The following is a 16,836-nucleotide window of genomic DNA, read 5'->3' on the forward strand; positions in this document are numbered from 1 at the left end:
CCACAACGGGTAGTCACTTGGTCCAGTCGGTCCTGTTCTTCGTCCTCGGCTTTCTCTGCGCTGGCTTTCTGGCGCTCATGGTGGCTCCGGCCATATGGCGTCGTGCGGTCGCGCTTACACGCAGACGCGTCGAATCCTCGATCCCTCTGACGCAAACCGAGATCCAGGCGGACAAGGATCGCATCCGCGCCGAATACGCTATGACGACGCGCCGCCTGGAAATCAGCGTCAAGGCGTTGCGAGAGAAGGCGGCCGAACAACTCGTCGAGATCAATCGCGGTCGCGAGGCCATGAAGGGCCTGGCGGTCGAGCGGACGGACAAGAACCAGGCGCTGACCGAGCTGGGCGCGAAGAACGAAGCGCTGCGTCAACGAGAGGGCGAGTTGCAGCAGCTTTCGGAGCGGTTGAAGGAAACCGAGCGCAAGCTGGAAAAGCGCGCAGTTGAGCTGGAAAAGCTGGAGCGCATGTATGACGATGCCAGTTTTTCCTCGAGCAGCCGGCAGATCGAGCTCGTGGCGCGAGAGTCCGAAATGCAGAAACTCGCCAGTGACATTGCGATGCTGCGCGGCCAGCGCAAGGAAGCCGACAGGCGCGGCCAGGAAATCGCGGCCGAAAGCAAGGCCGCGCGGGACGCTCTGAAAGCCGAGAAGAAAAGGACCGCCGAGCTCGACAAGAAGGTCGAGCGGCTGCTGGCCACACTTGCCGATCGCGAAGACAAACTCGACCGCCGCGAAAAGGAACTGGCACGCATGCGCGAAAGATCGAAATCCGAAGACAGCGCGCCAGCCTTGCGGCTGGTCGGCAAGGGCGGCGATGTCGCCAGGAGTGATGATTTGGACAAGGCAATCGCCAAGCTCGACAGTGACCGTGAGCAGCTCGAGGCGAGGCTGACGGCGCTGGCGCGCGAGAACAAGCGGCTGAAGGCCGACCTCACCGCACTGGCCGCGTCCAAGGCCACGGACAGCAGCTCTGCCTTGCGCGAGCAGATGAACGCGCTGGCGGCGGAGGTCGTCCATCTGACGGCGAAGCTCGAGGGGCCTGGTTCGCCGGTCGCCAAGGCATTGGCGGTACCGTCGGACGCCCGCTCCGGCAACGGTGACCGCAGTCTTGCCGACCGCGTGCGCGCGCTGCAGAAGGCTGACGCCACAAGCTGAATCAGGCTTCTTTAGAGTATTTCACCGTTTCACGGAAACGGCGAAATGCCCTAACTCTTTGCTTTGACGCAATTCTGGACGGAAAACCGCTTCACACTTTTCCTAGAATTGCTCTAGCCGAAAAATGATGCAGCGCGATGGCTGAAGCCGCGGCGACATTCAGGCTGTCAAAGCCTTCCGCCATGGTGATCCGCACGTTGCGCAGGCTTGTGAGCAGGTTGTCCGGCAAGCCTTCGCCCTCGGTGCCGAGATAGAGCGCCAGGCGCTCGCTACGCTGCGCATCGCGGATGTCGGTCCTCCCGCGGGGCGACAGCGCGAATTGTTCGAAGCCACGCCGGGCGAGCATCGTTGTGAAGCGGGCGGTGTCGGAGAACGATGCGAAGGGGATCTTGAGGGCGGCGCCGACCGAAACGCGGATCGCCTTGCGATAGAGCGGATCGCAGCATGTCGCATCCAGCAGAACCGCGTCGGCGCCAAAGGCGGCGGCATTGCGGAAGATCGAGCCCATATTGTCATGGTTGGCGATGCCGACGAGCACTACGACGAGCGCCCGAGGCGGCAAGCCATCGAGCAGGTCTTCGGCCGGCTGCGGCTCTCCCTTGCGGCCAATGGCCAGGATGCCGCGATGCATATGAAATCCGGCGATAGCGTCCATCACCGCGCTGGTGGCGACATAGACCGGGAGGTCGGCGGGCGCCTTGCTCAGGATGTTGTCGAGACCTGCCAGCCGGTTTTCCAGGACCAGGATCGATTCGGCGGCAAAGCGCCCGGTCGAGAGCAGCAGGTCGAGCACCACCTTGCCTTCGGCGACGAAGCGGCCTTGCCGGCCGGCGAGGTCACGCTCGCGAATGTCGAGATAGGCAGCGACGCGCGGATCTTGCGGGTCGTCGATGCGAATGGGATCCATGCATTCCTCGCGACCGTCGCATCGGCCCGAAAATCCGGACCGCTTCCCGGCGCTCATCTTGTTTGGAAAGCACGATGCGACAATTCGGGACGATCAGCTACCTCTGTGCGCCCCGGATGGCGCATGTCGCTCTGAAATCACCGGCGAGATCGGCGCTATGTGGTCAGGTTCCAGCACGGCGCAAACGGTGCGCCATCTGGGAGAGGTCATCCTTGCCGCTGCCGAAAATGCCGTCCAGCATGACAAGCAGTTCTCGCACGGCGTCGGATTTGCAGGAGTAGTAGATCATCTGCCGGTCGCGGCGGGTCTCGACCAGGTCGAGCGCCCGCAACTTGGCGAGGTGCTGGGACAGGGCGGATTGGCTGAGCATCACCTTCTCAGCAATGGCTCCAACCGACATTTCACCTTCGGCGAGATAGCTCATGATCAACAGTCGCTTCTCATTGCCCATCAGCATGAGAAACTCTGCCGCCGATTCGGCGTTCACGATTAGCTTTGTCGAGACCATCGATCCCCCATGCTTCCTGTTCATCCCGACGCCATGGGGGCAATGGCGTCTGATTCCATAAATTCACTTGTCGATCGGCGCTGGCGATTCAGCGTCACCAAAAGGTAGAGCATTTCACTTAAATCTCAAGTGTTGCTTTTGATCCAGCATAATTAAGTCTCAGTCCCGGCGTCGGCCATGGCTCGGCCGGCCTTGGCCATATCGACCAGAACGTGCCGCAATTCACCTGCCGCCGCCAAAGGGTGTGGGTAAAAGACCCGGCAAACATCGTCGCCCGACACCAGGTCCATGCCATCGGCATCGAATCCGGCAACACGCCAGCCGTTTCCGGATACTTTCGCGAAATGCTGTGCGTAAACGGCGATTGCGTCGAGATGGTCGGCGTTCATGTGGTCGATGGCGGATTGTTCGCGCGCCGCGAGTTCCTCGACGACCGGTCCGCTGGCGAGCAAATCCGATCGATCGAGCTGATAGGCCTTGCCGAAGCCGCCGTTGAGGCTGGCGCGTTGCGGATCGAGGCGAAAGATCGAAAAGTCGCCGAGACCGGCGTAAAGATTCGCCCTGGGATTGTGATTGAGATAACGGCGCTCGGTGCGGGCGTGTTCGGCTGATCCGCGCTCAAGCCGTGCCGCCTGGCAGATCAATGTCAGGCGCGGGTGCGCCAGCGGGTCGCCCTTGCCTGGTTCGCCGAGCAACAGGGAACAGCGCGGATCGGCAAGCAGCGCGCCGGTGTGCGCCGAAAGCATCGAAACCAGGATCAGCGGCGCGCCGTCGATGTCGGTGGCCACGCCGACCCTGCTGGCCAGCGGCGAGCCGGTTTGCGGTTCGATCACCGCCAGGGCGCCAAAGCGGGCGCTGCGCAGAAGCGTCTTCGCCAGCCGGATCGCTTCGGCGTCCGTCTCGCGGATCACGTCCTTTTTCGGCTCGTCCAAGGCAGCACCACAGTAAGGTGATCTTTCTTCTCTAGTTATCGGTCAGCAAGCCGGATTTGACAAGGTCGTCGATCTCGGCTTTCGCAAAGCCGAAACGCGCCAGCATTGCCGACGGCGACAAATCCTCATTGCCTGGCATAGTGGCCAATGTCGGTTGCGAGCTCGAGAAACGCGGCGCGGGGGCCGGGCGCTCAAATGCACCTGTCGTCACAGAGGCGTTGCGTGCCCGATTGTGCGGGTGGTGCTTCGCCTCTTGCAGCGACAGGACGGGTGCAACGCAGGCATCGGTTTGCGCGAACAGCCGGTCCCAGTCGTCGCGTGGTTTCTGCCGGATCCGATCGGTAATGGCGGCGCGCATCGGCGGCCACAGGGCCTTGTCGTACTGGCCGGACGCAAAGCGCTCGTCGAGCGGCAGCAGCCTGGCGAATTCGGCGAAGAATTGCGGCTCGAGACAGCCGATGGCGATATGGCGTCCGTCCGACGTCTCATAGGTATCGTAGAACGGGGCGCCGGAATCGAGCAGGTTCGCGCCGCGCTTGCCGCTCCACAAGCCGGCCGCCATCAAGGCGTGCAGGGGCACCGCCAGCATCGAGGCACCGTCGACCATCGCGGCGTCGATGACTTCACCCTTGCCCGTGCGCGAACGTTGGAACAGGGCGGCCAGCACGCCGGCAATCAGCATCATGGCGCCACCGCCATAGTCGGCGACAAGGTTGAGCGGCGGGACGGGACGGCCGTCGGCATGGCCGATGGCGTGCAGCACGCCGCTATAGGCGAGGTAGGTGATGTCGTGGCCGGCGCGGCCGGCGAGCGGGCCGTCCTGACCGAAGCCGGTCATACGGCTGTAGATCAGCGCCGGGTTGCGCGCCAGCACCGCTTCCGGGCCGAGGCCGAGCCGCTCCATGACGCCTGGGCGAAAGCCTTCGAGCAACATGTCCGCCTTTTCGGCAAGGCGCAGCAACAGATCGGTGCCTTCACGGCGTTTCAGGTCGAGGCGCAGGACGGCGCGGCCATGGCGGTCGATGTTGTACTCATCCGGCAGCGACAGGAACTGGCTCGTCCCCGCCCGTTCGATGCGCAACACTTGCGCGCCCATCTCCGACAGCATCAGGCCGGCCAGCGGCACCGGGCCGAGCCCGGCCATCTCGATCACCTTCAGCCCGGCCAGCGGACCGGTTTTAGCGGCAGCGGACAGGCCGGCGCTCATGACCTTCTATTTCGGCGCCATGCGAATGGCGCCGTCGAGACGAATGGTCTCGCCGTTCAGCATCTGGTTCTCGACGATGTGCAGGGCGAGAGCGGCATATTCGGATGGTTCGCCCAGGCGCGACGGGAATGGCACGGCGGCGCCCAGCGAATCCTGAACTTCCTGCGGCATGCCGGCCATCATAGGCGTCTTGAAGATGCCGGGTGCGATGGTGCAGACGCGGATGCCGGAACGGGCAAGATCGCGCGCCACCGGCAGCGTCATGCCGACGACGCCGCCCTTGGAAGCCGCATAGGCGGCCTGACCGATCTGGCCATCATAAGCGGCAACCGAAGCGGTGTTGACGATGACGCCGCGCTCGCCGCCCTGCAGCGGCTCGAGCTTCGACGCGCGCTCGGCAACGAGGCGGATCATGTTGAACGTGCCGATCAGATTGACCTCGATCACCTTGCGATACTGATCAAGGGGGTGGGGACCATCCTTGCCGATCGTCTTCACGCCGATGGCGATGCCGGCGCAGTTGACCAGGATCCGTGGCTGGCCAAGCTTGGCCGTAACGTCGGCGAGGGCAGCGGTCCCGCTGTCGGCGCTGCTGACGTCGCACTGGACGGCTATACCGCCGATCTCGGCCGCGACCTTGGCCGCGCGATCGATACCGACATCGAAGATGGCGACGCGGGCGCCCTTGGCCGCCAGCGCGCGCGCCGTTGCCTCGCCAAGGCCGGAGCCGCCGCCGGTGACGATCGCGATCTGGCCGTTCGGGTTCATGGCGTCATCCTTTGATCTCGGGAACAGTGGGATGGATCAGGCGCCAGATCGAAGGGAAAGGTCAAGCCATCGCCGCGGTAGGATCGGCCACCCTGGCCTGATCGGCGTGGCCGACCTCGCCCAAGAGCCTGGCTACCGCGCCCGGCGCGATCTCGTGCGACAGCAGCCGGTCGAGATCGACGGGGCGCGGCATCGAAATCTGGCCGCGCGGAATCCGCTTGAAACCGAGCGGCCCGTAATAGGGCTCGTCACCGACCAGCATTACGGCAGGTGCGCCGGCCCGGGCGGCGGCCTCCAGCGCGATCGCCACCAGCCGGCGGCCGATGCCGAGATTCTTGAAGGCCGGCCGCACCGCGAGCGGCCCGAGCATCAATGCGCGGCCGGCGCCGGCGGCGATGCGGGTCATGCGCACCGAGGCGACGACAAGGTCGCCGTCGACGGCGACAAAGGACAGCGAGCGCTCGTGCCCTCCGGCTTCACGGATCTTGTAAGCGGCCAGCACAAAGCGGCCGGGCCCGAAGGCTTCGTCGTTGATGGCTTCGATCTCGGGGTCGTGCGCCGGGGTTTCCGGCAGGTATTTCACGTCGGCAAGGCTCATGGTCGTTGCGGTCCGATACAAGGAGGAGAGGTTTGCTGCAAACGGCAGCATTCGCCAGTCAGCGCTTCATCAAGCGCGGGCGCCCTTTCGTCGTCGGTCAAACCGGATCAAAGCAAAGTCGAACATGCGGATTGTCCGCTAGCATCAATTTCCCGCCGCTGCAATCGGCCGTTTTTGTCCGTCATTTCTGCCAAGTGACGGTCTGTTCAGCACCTGACGTCTTCGACAGGGCAGCCTTGTGCCTACATCAACCAACAGGACGCAAGGAGATTTGCATGGGATTGCTGGTTGAAGGAAGATGGCAGGATCGCTGGTATGATACGGCGGACAATGGTGGCAGCTTCGTGCGGACGCAGTCGCAATGGCGCGACTGGATCACTGTTGACGGCAAGCCGGCTGAAGGCCGGACGCGCGGTTTCAAGGCCGAGCCCGGCCGCTATCACCTCTATGTCTCGCTTGCCTGTCCGTGGGCCCACCGGACGTTGATCTTTCGCGCGCTGAAGAAGCTGGAAGGCGTCATATCGGTGTCGGTGGTGCATCATTTCATGGGCGCCAACGGCTGGACGTTCGTGGCTGAGGACGGCGCCACGGGCGACACGCTTTACGGCCTCGACTTCCTGCACCAGATCTATGCCAAGGCCGATCCCGCCTATTCGGGCCGGGTGACGGTGCCGGTGCTGTGGGACAAAAAGGAGCAGACCATCGTCTCCAATGAGTCTTCCGAAATCATCCGCATGCTGAATTCAGCCTTCGACGAATGGGGCGACGCCAGCCTCGATTTCTATCCGAAGGCGTTGCGCGGCGAGATCGATCGGATCAATGCGCTGGTCTATCCCGCGGTCAACAACGGCGTCTATCGCGCCGGCTTCGCCACCACGCAACGTGCCTATGAAGAGGCGTTCGGTGAATTGTTCACAGCGCTGGATACGCTGGAGGAGCGGCTGTCGAAGCAGCGCTATCTCGTCGGCGATCGTATCACCGAAGCCGACTGGCGGCTGTTCACCACGCTGGTGCGCTTCGATCCGGTCTATGTCGGCCATTTCAAATGCAATCTGCGCCGTATCGCCGACTACCCGAACCTGTCCAACTATCTGCGCGATCTCTATCAGGTGCCTGATGTGGCCTGGACGGTGAATCTGCATCATATCAAGGCGCATTATTACGGCAGCCACCAGACAATCAATCCGACGCGGATCGTGCCTGTCGGACCGGATCTGGATTATGCCGCACGGCATGACCGGGCGCGCTTCGAGAAAGCGGCAGCCTGATCTACCAGTAGGGCGAGGGCTGCTCGCCGTCAAAAACCTCGGCGATCCGGCGCAGCGTCGCCGGCGTCGTGCCCTGCGGCAAGCCGTCGAGCGGGAAGAAGCCGGCTTCGGCGATTTCGTGGTCCGGCAGCTTCGGCGCCGTCTGGCTGAAATGCTCGAGCAAATAAAAGCCGACATGGTCGCGGCGGCTGGAGCGGCGGTTGAAATGCATCGATTTGAGCACCGGCGGGGCGGTGAGAGCGATGTTGCCTTCCTCGGCCAGTTCACGGGCCAGTGCCTCGTTCATCGTCTCGCCGACTTCGACGCCGCCGCCGGGAAGCTGCCAGCCCGGTACATAGGTATGGCGAATAAGGAAGACGGACCTGGACGCCCTGTCGTGGATCAAGCCGCGCACGCCAAGCGTCATCGGCCTCCGCAGCACGAAATAGAGATGGAACAGCCTGGCCCTCAAACCTGGCCAGCCGGTCTGGCGGAAGGCATCTTCAGGGCTCGTCATTGATAGCGAAACCGTGGGTGGAAAGCCGCGCGCGGGTCGCCTATGAAGGTTGTATGTTCAGGCTCGCGCATATTTCCGATGTCCATCTGGGGCCGCTCCCCGATGTATCCTATCGCGATCTCGCCTCCAAGCGCGTGCTCGGCTATGTCAACTGGCAGCGCAACCGCCGCCGCCATATGCATGATGCGGTGATTGACACGATCGTCGCCGACATCAAGGCGAACACGCCTGACCACCTCGCCGTCACCGGCGACCTGGTCAATCTGGCGCTCGACGGCGAGATCGAGATGGCCAGGCACTGGTTGGAGACGCTGGGGCCGGCGCATGATGTTTCGGTCGTTCCGGGCAACCACGACGCCTATGTGCCAGGCGCCTTCGACAAGGTCTGCCGATCCTGGGCGGCGTGGATGAGCGGCGACGGCGTCAACACGCCGGTCGATCGTAACGCATTTCCCTATCTGCGCGTGCGCGGCAACGTCGCGCTGATCGGTGTCTCGACAGCGCGCGCCACGGCACCCTTCATGGCCAATGGTTTCTTCATGGAAGGCCAAGCGAAGCGGCTCGGCAAAATCCTCGGGGATACCGCCGGACAGGGGCTGTTCCGCGCCATCATGATCCATCATCCGCCGGTGCGCGGCGCGGTCCCGCAGCACAAGCGGCTGTTCGGCATTGCCCGCTTCAACAAGATCATTCGCCGCCACGGCGCCGACCTTGTCCTGCACGGCCATTCACATCTGCCGTCGCTGTTCTTCATCGGCGGTCGCGGCGTCAGGATTCCAGCGGTCGGCGTCGCCGCCGCCGGCCAGGCGCCGGGCGGCAAGAACCCGGCGGCGCAGTACAATCTGTTCGACATTGACGGCGAGACGGGCAACTGGCGGATCCGGCTGACGCGGCGCGGCCTGACCGGGCCGTCCATGCCGCCATCCGATCTGCAGACGCTGGAACTCGGTGCCGTGACTGGCGCCGCTATGGCCGCAAGCTGACTACCATGGCGACGATGCGGTCCCAGAACAGGACGATGGACACGAGAAGACCGACCAGGGCACCGGCAGCCACAAGGCCAAGCCCGGACAGAAAGGCCGACCAGCGTTTGCCGCGCGCCGTCGCGCGCAGCGGCGGTTCGGCTTCCGGCACATAGGCACGTTTCATGCCGGCGACGGCCGGTTCGACGCCGCCTTCCAGCATCCTCTGACGCTCGACAATGCGCTCCGCGACATAGCGTGTCACGGAATGGGCAACCGGCTTCATCTCGGTGGATTCGGCAAGCACCACCCGGCCGATACGGGTGTCCTTGAGGAAGCGATAGGTCCGGCGGTCGCGCCCCATGGCGACATGACTGATGGCGTCGATCCACAAGCGCGGCTGCAAGCCGGACGAGACGACAAAGTCGAAATTGTCCATGTCGGCCGGAACATCGGCAAAAACCGGTGCCAGTTCGGCGGCGAGCAGATCGAGGCGCATGCGATGCGCCTCGCGCATGTCGACGACGACGTCGTCGCGGTCGGCGAAGGCATTTTTGACATCACGGATGGCATCGGACAGTTTCTTGGACTGGTCGATGGTCTTCTCGCCTGCTTCCTTCATCGGCGTCTGCCTCGTGGGTTTGGTTAACACCGGGTTAACACAGCCGCCGGCAAAATGCACTGGCGAGATCGACGGCCCCCGGGGTGCCCAGGAAGGTTGTCGTGCGAAAAAGGTCAGCTGGCTGCTGCGGCGAATTTCTGGCGATGTGGCCCGGCGCGACGATTGGTGTTGCGGCGAATGATCTCGGCAACAAGGCCGGGGGCTTCCTCAGCCAGCATATGGCCGGCCTCCAGCACGTGGTGCACGTGAAAATGCGCCGGCAGGTCATCCGCCTGGGTAAAGGGCAGCACCGCATCGTTGGTTCCCCATGCCACCATCACTGGCATGTTCAGTCCATCGAGGCGATCGTGCGGGATGACGCCTTGCCGACCGTCCACGGTCATGGCGGCTGCGATCTCGACCAGCTTTTCGAGTTGGCCGGGTCGCCTGCGCATTTCCCAAAGGGTGTCCACCATATGTTCGAGTGGCGGGGCTGAAGGTCCCGACATGACGGCGAGGCAGGAGCGGATCTCGGACCGATCCGAGGCTTCGGCATAGCGGCGCAATAGCGGTCCATTGATTTCGGGGCCAAGGCCGCCCGGCGCCAGAAGCGTCAGCGAGGCTATCTTTTCAGGCTCGGCCAGCGCCATCAGCGCCGCCACGGCACCGCCCATCGAGTGGCCCACGAGATGAACGCGCTTCAGGCGACGCTCAGAGAGATCGGCGAGCACGGCCTTGGCCGCCACCCTGGCCGGACCGGCGGCGGGAAAATCGAGCGACATCCCATACCCAGGCAGATCATAGGCCAGCGTATGCGTGGAAGGCGTCAGGGCGGAAATCACCTCGCGCCATACATCATGGCAGCCGCCGAAACCGTGCAGCAGGACGATGGCCTTCGAGCCAACACCCTCTTCGGCGGCAAAAAGTGATGCGGTCATGAAAGCTGATTTTTTTGTTATTGCAGAATGCGCGACACCAATGATGGCTGAATTGCTCCTAGTCCAACGTGATGACCAGTAAAATTTTCGCGATTTGTACGGTTGTGTACAGAACTTGGCCACCAATCGGCAATCGGCGATCGGAGCGCAGGAAATCCATCGGGACGCGGCGCAGCCAGTGCGCGGACGTCGATGGTGTCAGCTTGGGCTGCCGAGCCCGGCAGCGCGGAGTGCCTGGACCAGCCGGTCGGTCAGGTCGGCCGGATATTTCCGCTCGACGAAAGTCGCCCGTGGATCGGCGGCAAATTTGGGGAACTCGGTGGTCAGCTGTTTCAGCAGCGTGCTCACCAGATGGTCCTGTCCGGCAGCCTTGGCGCCGACCAGCCGCGCCGCCAGATAGTGTGATTTCGTTGCCGTCGTTCTCAGTGCCATGCTGGCCGCGACCGCCTTGTTCATGTCGCCGAGCATGAACTCACCAACGAACAGCCCGTAGTCCCACCATGTCGGGTGCCCGCTGAAGGTCTCCGCCGCATGATCGAGGATCGGCGTTCCCTCGGCATATCGTCCGGCGAAGATCAGCCCGTAGCCGTAAGCGGCGGCCATGCCGAGGTCGTAGGGGTTGAGTTCATAGGCCTTGCGCATCCAGCGGATCGCTTCGTCCGTATTGCCGAGGCGCGAACTGACATAGCCGTAGGAGCGATGCGCATAAGGGCTGGTCGGACCCATCTGCACGCCGCGATGGGCAAACTCGACGGCTGTCTCAATCGTCGCATTGGGCGGATAGGCGTAATGATCGGACACCGCCTCGAGATGCAGGGAAGCAAGTTCCGAATAGACGAGCGAGGACTTGGTTCCACCATTGGCCAGCTTCTCGAGGCAACGGTAGGCTGCCTCATGGGTCCTGGCGTTCTGGTCGAGATAATATTTGCCGTTGAGCAGCAGACATTGCGTCAGGCCGTTTGGCGTGCCGGTCTGCTCGATATAGTTGTAGATGGTGCCGGAGGCGGGGAGTGCCGAGCTCAGCATGTCGGCGATACGGTCTTCGACCGCGGCAGGTGCGCTGTCGGCGGGGGTGAGATTGCGCGATAGAAGCACCCGTCCGGACGCCATGCTTTGCAGTTCGATCGTGATGTCGCCCGCGTCCGGTCCGGGCAGGACGTCGAATATGAAGCTCGCAGCGTCGTCAGCCGGATCGCCGACGGTGTCGCGGCCGATGAAGTCGATGGTATCGAAGCCACTCAGGCCGGCGCGCAGCGATGCGGCGACACGGCTGGCGTCGGGGCCGTCAGCCTTGAGTCCGATATAGACTTGCGGAAGGGCGTCAGCCCTTGCCGATGCCGTGACGCTTGCGCTTGCGCCAGCAATCTCCGGCGTTGCCGAGATGTCGCCGCCTGCCAGCAAGGCAGTGCTGCCCTGGCGAAGGATCAGTACGCCCAGCATGGCGATGACCAAGGCGATCGCCATCCAGAAAAAGCGGAGATGGCGCGCCACCGAGGGGGCAGGCGAAATCGGTACGGAAGCCAGAGACATCGCGTCCAGCATGCCCGTGCCGGCTTCGTTGGACCGATCGGCGGATACGACGCCGTCCAGCCTGAGTTCGGGAACAGCCTCGGCAATATCCGGCAGGCGGATCGCGTTCAATTCATAGGCAGGAACATAGCCGCCGCGCGGAATGGCGATGCGGACCGGCTCGGCAATTCCCTCATTGGCAAAATAGTGCTGCAGAAGCTCGCGCAGCCTGCCTGCCTGCACACGCACCACGGCATCGGTGGACGGATCGAAGTCGCCGTCCTTGCCGAAAACATCCATGGCAATGGAAAAGCCCTTGAGCCTGTCGGCTTCGCCGGCCTGTTCACGTTCGACAAGATAACGCAGCAGCTTGCGCGCGCGTTCGGATCGGCCGAACGTTTGGCTGGCAAGCAGTCGCTCCAGTGTCTCGCGCACTGCGGGGGCGGCAGGCGTGGCATGCTGCAAGTGTCGATCCTCTCGAAGTCGGCACAGGTTGAGGCGCGATCATATAGGTCCCGCACCACCACACAAGTATACACCCCGTTATGCGATCACGTACCCACCGGATAATTCCGCGGTGGTTAATGGCCCGAAAGATCGGAACCGTTCACCAGGTTGGGAGGGTTCCGATCTTTGTTCCCGTCGGGCGTCAGCCGGCTTTTTTACCGACGATACGGTTCGCGGCAGACATCACCGCCTCCAGTGAGGCGGCGACGATGTTGGTGTTGATGCCGGCGCCGAACAGCTTGCCCTGGGGATACTCCATCTCGACATACGAAATGGCTGACGCGTTCGAGCCGCGCTGCATCGAGTGCTCGGAATAGTCGAGCACCGACATCTCGACGCCGACATGGCGCGACAGCGCATCGACGAAGCCGTCGATCGGACCGGTGCCTGTGCCGGAGATCGTCACTTCCTTGCCATTGTCCAGGATGACCGCCTCGACGACGCGCCGGCCCTTGATTTCGGTGCTGGGATAGGTGTGGTGATCGAGGAATTTCAGCCGCGCGGCCGGCTGATCGACATAGGTCTCGAGAAAGCGCTCGTAGATACGCCTGGCCGGCACTTCCTTGCCCTCGGCGTCGGTGATCGCCTGGATTTCCTGGCTAAATTCGATCTGCAGATTGCGCGGCAAGTTGAGGCCGTAATCGGCCTGCAGCACATAAGCGATGCCACCCTTGCCGGACTGCGAGTTGATGCGGATGATGGCTTCATAGCTGCGGCCGACATCGGCCGGATCGATCGGCAGATAGGGCACTTCCCACAGGCTCGTATTGGCCTTCTTCAGCGCCTTCATGCCCTTGTTGATGGCATCCTGGTGCGAACCGGAAAAGGCGGTGTAGACGAGTTCGCCGACATAGGGGTGGCGCTCGGGGATCTTCAACTGGTTCGAATATTCGTAGACGTCCTTCATCCGGTTGATGTCGGAGCAGTCGATCAACGGATCGACACCTTGCGTGTACATGTTCAGCGCCAGCGTGACGATGTCGACATTGCCGGTGCGCTCGCCATTGCCGAACAGCGTGCCTTCGACACGGTCGGCGCCGGCCATCAGGCCGAGTTCGGTGGTGGCGATGCCGGTGCCGCGGTCATTGTGCGGATGCAGCGAGACCAGCAGGTTCTCCCGGTTGTCGAGGTTGCGGCACATCCACTCGATGCGGTCGGCATAGATGTTGGGTGTCGACATCTCGACCGTCGAGGGCAGGTTGACGATCAGCTTGTTGTCCGCCGTCGGCCTGACGATCTCGGTGACGGCGTTGCAGATCTCCAGCGCCACTTCGAGTTCGGTGCCGGTAAAGCTCTCCGGCGAATACTCGAAGCGAAAGCCTCCGCCGGCCTTGGCCGCCATGTCGGTGATCATCTTGGCGGCGTCGGTGGCGATCCGCTTGATGCCGCCGACGTCCTTTTCGAAGACGACGCGACGCTGCAGCTCGCTGGTCGAATTGTAGAAATGGACGATCGGGTTGGTGGCGCCCTTCAGCGCCTCGAAGGTGCGGGTGATCAGCTCCGGCCGGCACTGCACCAGCACCTGCAGCGAGACATCGGCGGGCACGTTGCCTTCCTCGATGCACCAGCGGGCAAAGTCGAAATCGGTCTGCGAGGCCGACGGGAAGCCGATCTCGATCTCCTTGAAGCCCATGTCGAGCAGCAGGCCGAACATGCGTGCCTTGCGCTCATGGCCCATCGGATCGATCAGCGCCTGGTTGCCGTCGCGCAGGTCGACCGAGCACCAGATCGGCGCCTTGTCGATGACCTTCGAGGGCCATGTGCGGTCGGTGAGGCCGACGGTCGGATAGGGCTGATATTTGCGGGCTGCGTCGGACATGCCCTTGTTCTGGATGCTTCGTTCCGCATCCTTGCCGGCTACCGCGGCATCGGAACGGATCTCTTCTCGTGCGTTCATCGTCTTTTCTCCCGGCGGCTCATGGATCCACCCTCAGGTGGATTGATGGCGAGCGGCGCCTTACCAGAATTTCGTTCGCTTGATGTGATTGCCAAGGAGCATGCGCTTGCGCGGCGGTTCGACCGCCGGGCGCTCCTTCAGCGAACCCGGCGATCGCCGATAAGGCCGAGAAGAAGCAGGGTCGAAGCCAGCGCGCGCACGGTCTCGCCGGAAAAACCGGTCGGACGGGAAGCGTTGGTGGCGCGCGTGTTCATGGCTGATCTCATATAGGAGCGGCTTGTGGGAGGCAAGTGGGGCCGCATTGCGGGTAATGCTGATGACAGCGAGTTCGGCAGTGTTGGCAGCCTTTGTGCCGGCAGCTTTCCACGATAGGAATTTTTTCTTGACTGGGTGACCTCAGCTACGGTACATATTCGTCCATGGTGCTGATCTGCGCCAGTGACCCGCCGCACAGGCGGGTTTTTCGTTTGATGCTCCGTCAGCCAACGCGCCGAAGGCCGCGAGGGAACCCGAGTTCGGTGCCTTGGCTTTGCTGGCCGGATTTTGCTGGATATTGTCCCCACCGCACATGCCCTTCCCCAGGCGCTGCAAATGCGCCAGACTTGGGCATCGACGGGTTGCGATGGGGTTGTCCATGAATTTCGTGTTCTTCTCCCCGCATTTTCCCGCCAACGGCGCGGATTTCTGCGACCGTTTGAAGAAGGCCGGAGCCAGGGTGCTCGGCATCGGCGACGCACCCTATGACGCACTCGACGCCAAGCTGAAGGCGGCGCTTTCGGAATATTACCGTGTCGCCGACATGGAAGACTACGATCCGGTGTTCCGGGCGATGGGGCATTTCATCCACAAATGGGGCCGCATCGACCGTTTCGAATCGCTCAATGAACATTGGCTGGAGCTGGAAGCCAACATCCGCTCCGACTTCAACATCTACGGCACCAAGCTCGATTTCGTGAAGAATCTGAAGCGCAAGAGCCGCATGCGCGCCTTCTTCCGCAAGAGTGGCGTCGACACCATCGCGCAGCGCAAATGCTCCGACCGTGCCGGGGCCATGACTTTCATCCGGCGCGTCGGCTATCCGGTGGTGGTCAAGCCCGACAGCGGTTCCGGCGCATCGAACACCTTCAAGATCTCCAACGCCAAGGAACTCGACCAGTTCTTCCGGGACAAGCCCGAGGACGTGACCTTCGTCATGGAGCAGTTCATCGAGGGACTGGTGGTGACTTATGACGGGCTGGTCAACCGCGACGGCGAGGTGGTGCTGGCGGCCAGCCATCGCTATGACCAGAGCATCATGGAGGTGGTCAACAAGGACCGCCACATGAGCTACACCTGCTTTCCCAAGGTTAGACCGGCGATCGAGGAGGCCGGCCGCAAGATACTGAAGGCGTTCGACGTGCGCGAACGCTTCTTCCACATTGAGCTGTTCGAGACCAAGGACGACCGGGTCATCGCGCTGGAGGTCAACATGCGTCCGCCCGGCGCCTGGATGACCGATGCGATCAACTATACGTTCGACGTCGACGTCTATGCGGCATGGGCCGATATGGTGGTCAGAGATGCCGCCGGCGGCCCTTACGAGGGCAAATACTTCACCGCCTATGCCAGCCGCAAGCGACGCCTCCACTATTTGCACAGCCATGAGGACGTGCTAGCCGCGCACCGCGACAAGATCGTCCACCATCAGGCCATCGAAGAGGTTTTCAGCCGCGCCATGGGAAATTACGCCTATCAGATGCGCTCGAAGGACGAAGCAGCGTTGCGCGAGGCAGTCGCCTATATCCACGCGGAAAAGGCGTGAGGCGATGGACATCTCCTATCACAAGAATTTCTCGAGCCAGCTCGGCCGCGACATGGAATACAAGCGCTACGGCCATGCCGGCCGGCCGGTGGTGGTGTTTCCGACCTCGCAGGGCCGGTTCTACCAGTTCGAGGATTCCGGCGGGGTGGGCGCACTGGCCGAATTCATCGACACCGGCCGCATCCAGCTGTTCACGGTCGACGGCGTCGATTCGGAATCCTTCTTCGACAAGCATGCCGACGCGGCCCATCGCATCGCCCGCCACGAAGCCTATTTCCGCTATGTGCGCGAGGAGGCGCTGCCGGAGTTCCTGTCCGCAGCCGAGCAGGCCAATGGCGGCCGCAAGCTGAAGCCGCTGTTCTCGGGCTGTTCGATGGGCGGCTATCACTCGTCGAACTTCGTCTTCCGCTTTCCCGAACTTGCCAGCGGCGTCATCGCGCTGTCGGGCGTCTATTCGGCGCGCGACTTCTTCGGCAAAGCGCTCGAGGGCGACATTTTCTACAACTCGCCGCTGGACTATCTGCCCGGCATCGTCGATCCCAAACTGCTGACCCGGCTGAAGGCGCTCAGGCTGATCTTCTGCTGCGGGCAGGGCGCATGGGAAGAGCGGATGCTGGTCGAGACGCGCAGGTTGGAACAAATCCTGCGCGACAAGTCCATTCCCGCCTGGGTCGATTATTGGGGTGGCGATGTCAGCCACGACTGGCCGTGGTGGCACAAGCAACTGGTCTATTTCTTCGGCCGCTGGCTGGATGAGGACCTGATGCACAGGCTCGATTGATA

General features: G+C 62.8%; 16 protein-coding genes. 5 read left to right on the forward strand and 11 right to left on the reverse strand.

Annotation, left to right across the window (positions count from 1 at the left end; genetic code table 11):
• The first annotated feature begins 17 nt into the window (after nt 1–17).
• Nucleotides 18–1,154 carry a coiled-coil domain-containing protein gene (locus tag NKH06_RS12205; protein ID WP_352721703.1) on the forward strand — a complete coding sequence of 379 codons (1,137 nt, stop codon included), beginning with the start codon at nt 18–20 and terminating at the stop codon, nt 1,152–1,154.
• A gap of 91 nt (nt 1,155–1,245) precedes the next feature.
• Here the strand turns inward: NKH06_RS12205 and NKH06_RS12210 are convergent, their stop codons facing one another.
• From NKH06_RS12210 to NKH06_RS12235, 6 genes are all read right to left on the reverse strand, one after another.
• Nucleotides 1,246–2,061 (reverse strand): TrmH family RNA methyltransferase, encoded by an 816-nt coding sequence (locus tag NKH06_RS12210; RefSeq protein ID WP_352440338.1) that lies wholly within the window; start codon nt 2,059–2,061, stop codon nt 1,246–1,248.
• Nucleotides 2,062–2,224: 163 nt separating this feature from the next.
• The gene (locus tag NKH06_RS12215) at nt 2,225–2,569 is read right to left on the reverse strand and encodes an ArsR/SmtB family transcription factor (protein ID WP_023809905.1); all 345 of its coding nucleotides are present in this window, start codon (nt 2,567–2,569) and stop codon (nt 2,225–2,227) included.
• 152 nt (nt 2,570–2,721) lie between these two features.
• Nucleotides 2,722–3,501 carry a HugZ family pyridoxamine 5'-phosphate oxidase gene (locus NKH06_RS12220; protein WP_352440339.1) on the reverse strand — a complete coding sequence of 260 codons (780 nt, stop codon included), beginning with the start codon at nt 3,499–3,501 and terminating at the stop codon, nt 2,722–2,724.
• A 31-nt stretch (nt 3,502–3,532) separates the two neighbouring features.
• Nucleotides 3,533–4,708, reverse strand: a complete 1,176-nt coding sequence (locus NKH06_RS12225) for a CaiB/BaiF CoA transferase family protein (RefSeq protein WP_352440340.1) — start codon at nt 4,706–4,708, stop codon at nt 3,533–3,535.
• Between the two features lie 6 nt (nt 4,709–4,714).
• Entirely contained in the window at nt 4,715–5,476 is a 762-nt protein-coding gene (locus tag NKH06_RS12230; RefSeq protein ID WP_128303701.1) for a 3-hydroxyacyl-CoA dehydrogenase, read from the reverse strand.
• Nucleotides 5,477–5,537: 61 nt separating this feature from the next.
• Complete coding sequence (locus NKH06_RS12235; protein WP_023809901.1) at nt 5,538–6,074, reverse strand: GNAT family N-acetyltransferase; 537 nt, start codon at nt 6,072–6,074, stop codon at nt 5,538–5,540.
• A gap of 275 nt (nt 6,075–6,349) precedes the next feature.
• On the opposite strand from NKH06_RS12235, the gene NKH06_RS12240 reads away from it, so the two are divergent.
• Entirely contained in the window at nt 6,350–7,342 is a 993-nt protein-coding gene (locus NKH06_RS12240; protein WP_352893157.1) for a glutathione S-transferase family protein, read from the forward strand.
• Nucleotide 7,343: 1 nt separating this feature from the next.
• On the opposite strand, the gene NKH06_RS12245 is transcribed toward NKH06_RS12240, so the two are convergent.
• Entirely contained in the window at nt 7,344–7,838 is a 495-nt protein-coding gene (locus NKH06_RS12245; RefSeq protein ID WP_023809899.1) for an NUDIX domain-containing protein, read from the reverse strand.
• 53 nt (nt 7,839–7,891) lie between these two features.
• Between NKH06_RS12245 and NKH06_RS12250 the strand changes: the two genes are divergently transcribed.
• The gene (locus NKH06_RS12250) at nt 7,892–8,821 is read left to right on the forward strand and encodes a metallophosphoesterase family protein (RefSeq protein WP_023809898.1); all 930 of its coding nucleotides are present in this window, start codon (nt 7,892–7,894) and stop codon (nt 8,819–8,821) included.
• Here NKH06_RS12250 and NKH06_RS12255 read toward each other — a convergent pair.
• The 4 genes from NKH06_RS12255 to leuA form a co-directional block, all read right to left on the reverse strand.
• On the reverse strand, nt 8,805–9,422 hold the full coding sequence (locus tag NKH06_RS12255; protein WP_023809897.1) for a hypothetical protein: 618 nt from the start codon (nt 9,420–9,422) through the stop codon (nt 8,805–8,807). The genes NKH06_RS12250 and NKH06_RS12255 overlap by 17 nt on opposite strands.
• Nucleotides 9,423–9,535: 113 nt before the next feature.
• Nucleotides 9,536–10,339 (reverse strand): alpha/beta fold hydrolase, encoded by an 804-nt coding sequence (locus NKH06_RS12260; RefSeq protein WP_352440341.1) that lies wholly within the window; start codon nt 10,337–10,339, stop codon nt 9,536–9,538.
• A gap of 198 nt (nt 10,340–10,537) precedes the next feature.
• Nucleotides 10,538–12,313: a tetratricopeptide repeat protein gene (locus tag NKH06_RS12265; protein WP_023809895.1), complete on the reverse strand. Its 1,776-nt coding sequence runs from the start codon at nt 12,311–12,313 to the stop codon at nt 10,538–10,540.
• 184 nt (nt 12,314–12,497) lie between these two features.
• Nucleotides 12,498–14,174: a 2-isopropylmalate synthase gene (leuA, locus tag NKH06_RS12270; RefSeq protein WP_023809894.1), complete on the reverse strand. Its 1,677-nt coding sequence runs from the start codon at nt 14,172–14,174 to the stop codon at nt 12,498–12,500.
• Nucleotides 14,175–14,886: 712 nt separating this feature from the next.
• On the opposite strand from leuA, the gene NKH06_RS12275 reads away from it, so the two are divergent.
• Complete coding sequence (locus tag NKH06_RS12275) at nt 14,887–16,053, forward strand: ATP-grasp domain-containing protein (RefSeq protein ID WP_023809892.1); 1,167 nt, start codon at nt 14,887–14,889, stop codon at nt 16,051–16,053.
• Between the two features lie 4 nt (nt 16,054–16,057).
• Nucleotides 16,058–16,834 carry an esterase family protein gene (locus NKH06_RS12280; protein WP_023809891.1) on the forward strand — a complete coding sequence of 259 codons (777 nt, stop codon included), beginning with the start codon at nt 16,058–16,060 and terminating at the stop codon, nt 16,832–16,834.
• Nucleotides 16,835–16,836: the final 2 nt, after the last annotated feature.

The sequence above is a fragment of the Mesorhizobium sp. M1342 genome (assembly GCF_040317955.1).
GTDB lineage: Bacteria > Pseudomonadota > Alphaproteobacteria > Rhizobiales > Rhizobiaceae > Mesorhizobium.

Excerpts from the sequence above, each read along its gene's own strand:
- NKH06_RS12210 (WP_352440338.1), bottom strand. The coding sequence starts at position 2,061 with ATGGATCCCATTCGCATCGACGACCCGCAAGATCCGCGCGTCGCTGCC.
- NKH06_RS12215 (WP_023809905.1), bottom strand. The coding sequence starts at position 2,569 with ATGGTCTCGACAAAGCTAATCGTGAACGCCGAATCGGCGGCAGAGTTT.
- NKH06_RS12225 (WP_352440340.1), bottom strand. The coding sequence starts at position 4,708 with ATGAGCGCCGGCCTGTCCGCTGCCGCTAAAACCGGTCCGCTGGCCGGG.
- NKH06_RS12230 (WP_128303701.1), bottom strand. The coding sequence starts at position 5,476 with ATGAACCCGAACGGCCAGATCGCGATCGTCACCGGCGGCGGCTCCGGC.
- NKH06_RS12235 (WP_023809901.1), bottom strand. The coding sequence starts at position 6,074 with ATGAGCCTTGCCGACGTGAAATACCTGCCGGAAACCCCGGCGCACGAC.
- NKH06_RS12240 (WP_352893157.1), top strand. The coding sequence starts at position 6,350 with ATGGGATTGCTGGTTGAAGGAAGATGGCAGGATCGCTGGTATGATACG.
- NKH06_RS12245 (WP_023809899.1), bottom strand. The coding sequence starts at position 7,838 with ATGACGAGCCCTGAAGATGCCTTCCGCCAGACCGGCTGGCCAGGTTTG.
- NKH06_RS12250 (WP_023809898.1), top strand. The coding sequence starts at position 7,892 with ATGTTCAGGCTCGCGCATATTTCCGATGTCCATCTGGGGCCGCTCCCC.
- NKH06_RS12255 (WP_023809897.1), bottom strand. The coding sequence starts at position 9,422 with ATGAAGGAAGCAGGCGAGAAGACCATCGACCAGTCCAAGAAACTGTCC.
- NKH06_RS12260 (WP_352440341.1), bottom strand. The coding sequence starts at position 10,339 with ATGACCGCATCACTTTTTGCCGCCGAAGAGGGTGTTGGCTCGAAGGCC.
- leuA (WP_023809894.1), bottom strand. The coding sequence starts at position 14,174 with ATGTCCGACGCAGCCCGCAAATATCAGCCCTATCCGACCGTCGGCCTC.
- NKH06_RS12275 (WP_023809892.1), top strand. The coding sequence starts at position 14,887 with ATGAATTTCGTGTTCTTCTCCCCGCATTTTCCCGCCAACGGCGCGGAT.
- NKH06_RS12280 (WP_023809891.1), top strand. The coding sequence starts at position 16,058 with ATGGACATCTCCTATCACAAGAATTTCTCGAGCCAGCTCGGCCGCGAC.